Source organism: Mucilaginibacter sp. (genome assembly GCF_036383575.1).
Lineage (GTDB): Bacteria > Bacteroidota > Bacteroidia > Sphingobacteriales > Sphingobacteriaceae > Mucilaginibacter.
This window is the reverse complement of the sequence record NZ_DASVOB010000843.1, coordinates 1-4,718: the sequence shown is the minus strand read 5'-3', so window position 1 is coordinate 4,718 and position 4,718 is coordinate 1. Positions and strand designations below refer to the sequence as shown.

Below are 4,718 nucleotides of genomic sequence, written 5' to 3'. Positions count from 1 at the left end.
ATAGCAACCGCAAAATGCCGGTTGATGGTGGTACTAAATTTAACGACCTGAAAAAAGCTTACGCTAAAGGTGTTGAGCTTCGCGGTAAAACTTTAGGTATCGTAGGCTTTGGCCGTATCGGTAGGGAAGTAGCTAAAATAGCTATTGGTGTTGGTATGGATGTTTTGGCTTATGACCTTTTTGATTTCAACCCTGAGCTGGATCTTGTTTTAGGTGGCGGTACTACTGTTAAAGTAGCTGTTAAAAAATCTGCTCTTGACGAGATCACTACAACTGCTGATTTCATTACATTACATACTCCATTTATCGACAAAGCCCTTTTTGGTGCTGAAGAATTGGCTAAAACTAAAAAAGGTGTTGGCCTTGTAAATATTTCACGCGGCGGTTTGATCGACGAGCTTGCCTTGGTTGATGCTTTAAACAGCGGCCAGGTTTCATTTACTGCACTTGATGTGTTCGACAATGAACCAACCCCCCGCGCCGAGATCTTAACTCATCCAAAAATTTCCCTGACCCCGCACATTGGCGCTGCCACTAACGAGGCCCAGGAAAGGATTGGCGTAGAGCTTGCAAGTTTGATCATCGAGCATTTCAAAAAAGCTTAACACGAATTAGTTCTAATTAGAGCGAATTACACGAATACAATCTATAAAGTAAACGGCCCGAATTAACTAATTCGGGCCGTTTACTTTATGAAAAAACTATGTCATTGCGAGGCACGAAGCAATCCCACGCTGCCGCGGGTTTAGCGTAGCGTAACCCGTGGTATAGCATAGTTTGAGCTTTCAGCTCAAGTACCGTCAGCTGTTAAAGCTGGAAGCTTTAACCTTGGCGTACCACGGGTTACGCTACGCTAAACCCGCGACAGCATATGTTTAAATGGTGTAGGTAACACCCTTATCCGGTATCGTAACACTATAACCTTCCTGCTCCAAATCATTAGCTAAAAGCTGCATGCTTTCACCCTCGCCATGAACCAGGAATACGTGCTTTAACCTATCGGTACCAATTGCTTTTACAGTATCTATAAGGTCGTTATGGTCGCCGTGGGCACTTAATACGTCGGTTTGTTTAATGGTGGCGTAAACGGCCAGTTCGCGGTCTTTAATGTGGACTATAGAATCTCCCCGCAATAAGCGATGCCCTAATGTGCCTTTGGCGCAGTAGCCAATGAAGAGGATGGTGGCGTAGTAATTCTGGATGTTGTAAAATAGATGGTCCTGGATACGGCCCCCTTCAAGCATTCCTGCCGATGATATGATGATACAAGGTTCCCAGTAATTGGAGATCTGCCTGCTATCCTTCAGCGTTTCCACATAGGTGAGGTTATCAAACTCAAATTCATCGCCGCGTTTCTGGTAAAATTCCTGGGCTTCCTGGTTTACATGGTTATGGTATTTCCTAAACACTTCAGTAGCCTGGGTAGCCATGGGGCTATCGACAAAAACTTTAACAGGCGGCAGTAAGCCGGTGCTGAAGATTTTGTTTAAAGTATAAACCAATGATTGTGTACGCCCAATGCTGAACGCGGGGATTATCAAACGACCCTGTTCTTTGATACAAGCTTTTTCGATAACCTCTATCAGCGTTTGCTCAACGGTTTTGTCCTTACTGTGATATCGCCCGCCGTAAGTAGCTTCAGATACCAGGAAATCAACAGGGGGCAGGGGCTGCGGATCATTTAAAACCGGGTAATTTTTCCTGCCGATATCGCCGGTAAAGGCAATGGATTTTTCTTCGCCTTTATCATTTATTTTAAATACAGCTGCCGCCGCGCCCAACAGGTGACCGACCGGCACAAAAGTAAGTTCGATATCGCCCGTAATTCGAAACGGTTTGTTAAAACCTATAGTAACAAAACGTTCTACGGTATCCATTACATGTTTTTGCATGTACAGCGGCTGGGCGTGGGTATTGAATTTACCCCGGCCGCGCTTGTGGTGGCCGCCTTTGCTTGCGGCTTTGCGCATGAAAATGTTTACAGAGTCGAGCAGCAGTAATTCGGTCAGATCTGCTGTGGGAGGGGTGCACAAGATCTGTCCTTCAAAGCCCAGGCGGATCAATGTAGGCAGGTTACCCGAATGGTCGATATGGGCGTGGGTAAGCACTACAACATCAATCTCTTCGGGGCGAAAAGGAAAGTTTTCGTTAGATATAACACTGCGGTCCTTTTCATAATCCAGCCCGCAATCCACTAAAATTTTATATTGTCCAACCTCAAGCAAATGCATGCTCCCGGTTACCTGCCGGGCCGCCCCGTGTATAGTTAGTTTCATTTTTATATAAGCGATACCAAATCCTGAGGCTGGTATCAATAATTATATTACGTTGTAAGTAATCTTTAATTTGTGAATATAACAGTTTACACTCGTTTTATTGCGAGTGTAAACGTATTAATGCTTTATAAGTTTAGTTATAAACCTATAAGTTTTAAGGAGTATTTGCTAAGCCTGGTTGCTTTCAAACTGAAGCTGGCTCAGGTATTTGTAAAGACCTTGTTCGTTACCAATGAGTTCAATATGGCTGCCGCTTTCTACAATGTGGCCTTTTTCTATCACCACAATTTTATCTGCTTCGCGGATGGTTGACAGGCGATGTGCGATGATTATTGATGTGCGGTCTTTCATTAGTTCCTCCAGAGCTTCCTGTACAAGGCGTTCCGACTCCGAATCTAATGAAGATGTAGCTTCATCAAGGATGAGGATAGCAGGGTTTTTAAGCAGGGCCCTTGCAATGGCAATCCGCTGACGTTGTCCACCCGATAGCTTAACGCCGCGCTCGCCCACAACGGTTTCATATCCTTCGGGGAAGGATGATATGAACTGATGTGCGTTGGCACGTTTAGCTGCCTGTATAATATCTTCTTTTGAAGCATTGAGCCTTCCATAAGCGATGTTCTCCATAATGGTGCCTCCAAACAGCAATACATCCTGCGGAACAATAGCTACCTGGTTACGGATATCCGTGAGAGAGTAGTTGTCGGCTGGTTTACCATCAAATAAAATACTGCCGGCTTGCGGATGATAGAACTGTAATATCAGCGAAGCCATAGTCGATTTGCCCGAGCCGCTTGGGCCAACAATAGCTACGCGCTGCCCGGCATCGGCATTAAAAGAGATCCCTTTTAGTACGGTTATTTCCTGGCGTGATGGGTAAGCGAATACTACATGGTTAAAAGCGAGATCGCCTTTGATTGGTTGTTTGACCTCGTTGTCGTTTTCAACCATCGAAATATCTTCGCCCTGCTCGGCAAGGATCTCGAGTACACGCTCGCTTGCGCCTACAGCTTTTTGCAGGTTGGCGTAAAGATCAGGGAAACTACCCATGGCCGCGCCCACAAATATCGAATACATAATAAATGTGGTAAGGTCGCCAACATATATTTCATGATTAGCTACCAATACAGAGCCGTACCAGATAACGCCTACAAAGGTTCCGAACAAGCAAAATACAATGAATGATGCAAAAGTACCCCTGAATTTTGCACCGCGAACAGCGATGTTCACCACCTTACGCAAGATCTTGTCGTAGCGATTAGCTTCATAAGCCTCGTTAACAAATGCCTTTACGTTGGCAATACCTTGCAGCGTTTCTTCAACAATGGTATTTGACTCGGCCAATTTATCCTGTGCCTCGCGTGATAGCTTGCGGATGAACCGCCCAAAAAATACAGCAAATGCAACAAGAAAAGGCAATATAGCCAACAGGGCAAGCGTAAGTTTTATAGATACGATAGCCAGCAGGGTAGTGCTGCCCACCATGATCACCAACTGGCGGATCATTTCGGCGAAAGTAGTGGTCAGTGTATCCTGGATCTGTGAAAGATCGGCAGAAATGCGGCTGTTCAGCTCACCAACCCGGCGATTGGCAAAAAAGTTCATGGGGAGGGTGATGAGCTTGAAATAAGTATCGCGCCTGATGTCGGCTAATGACTTTTCGGCCACCTGTACAAACCAAACAACCCTGAAAAATGAAACAAATGCCTGTGCAAACAATATAATAAAGCCCATTATAGCTATGGCATTTAAGCCATGCGGCAGGTATTTGTATTTATAAATGCCCTGTGCTGCATCAATCAATGCGCCCAATATAGCGGGGAATGCCAGCCCAACAAGGCTTGACAAAAACAGGAAAACCAATCCGGCTATGAATTTAACCCTGTAGGGTTTAAGATAAGTTAGCAGTTTGGCTACGTTGCGCAGGCTGCTTCGGTTTATTTTTGCTTTAGGTAATTCTGCTTCGGCCTTGCTGCCACTGTTCAGTCGTCCTCTTGCCATGTATGGGTTTGAATGTTAAAGCCGCGAATTTACGCTTTAACACGGTTGTTTTTACGCAACAGAAATAAAATTGACGCAGCCATGAAAAGTATAACTACTACAAATATGGTTTGCCTGGTACTAAAATGCTGTTCTGAATTGTTTAGTTGCTGTTTAAGGCGTGCATTTTGCTGCTTTAACCTGTTAATCACCTCCATGTAACCGGCGGCGGTAGTCTCGGCCTCTTTGCTGTGGTTCTGGATCTGTCTTTGCTGAAAATCACGGTATTCAAGCAGAATCTTGAGCTCTTTAAAAATAGCATCATCCGTTTTAGAGATATCCATCAGGATGCTGGCCGACCGGCGAATATCATCTTTGGTTTGAAAGCCGAAAATGCCGGTATGTTGCCCCAAACTTTGATCATACTGCCCAAATTTTTGTTTACGGGCTGCCAGCATGTTG

Annotated in this window: 4 protein-coding genes; 1 reads left to right on the top strand and 3 read right to left on the bottom strand. The window is 44.9% G+C overall.

Annotated features, from left to right (window positions below; genetic code table 11):
- Positions 1–605 (top strand): NAD(P)-dependent oxidoreductase (locus tag VF500_RS29710; protein WP_330863124.1); only part of this gene is annotated, 605 nt, incomplete at its 5' end.
- A 270-nt stretch (positions 606–875) separates the two neighbouring features.
- Here the strand turns inward: VF500_RS29710 and VF500_RS29705 are convergent.
- The 3 genes from VF500_RS29705 to VF500_RS29695 form a co-directional block, all read right to left on the bottom strand.
- Positions 876–2,276 carry an MBL fold metallo-hydrolase gene (locus VF500_RS29705; RefSeq protein WP_330863123.1) on the bottom strand — a complete coding sequence of 467 codons (1,401 nt, stop codon included), beginning with the start codon at positions 2,274–2,276 and terminating at the stop codon, positions 876–878.
- Positions 2,277–2,444: 168 nt separating this feature from the next.
- Positions 2,445–4,277 (bottom strand): ABC transporter ATP-binding protein, encoded by a 1,833-nt coding sequence (locus VF500_RS29700; protein ID WP_330863122.1) that lies wholly within the window; start codon positions 4,275–4,277, stop codon positions 2,445–2,447.
- 29 nt (positions 4,278–4,306) lie between these two features.
- Positions 4,307–4,718: hypothetical protein (locus tag VF500_RS29695; protein ID WP_330863121.1), on the bottom strand; the 412-nt coding region annotated here is incomplete at its 5' end.

What these genes read in the sequence shown, in the direction of transcription:
- VF500_RS29705 (WP_330863123.1), bottom strand. Translation starts at nt 2,276, where the DNA reads ATGAAACTAACTATACACGGGGCGGCCCGGCAGGTAACCGGGAGCATG.
- VF500_RS29700 (WP_330863122.1), bottom strand. Translation starts at nt 4,277, where the DNA reads ATGGCAAGAGGACGACTGAACAGTGGCAGCAAGGCCGAAGCAGAATTA.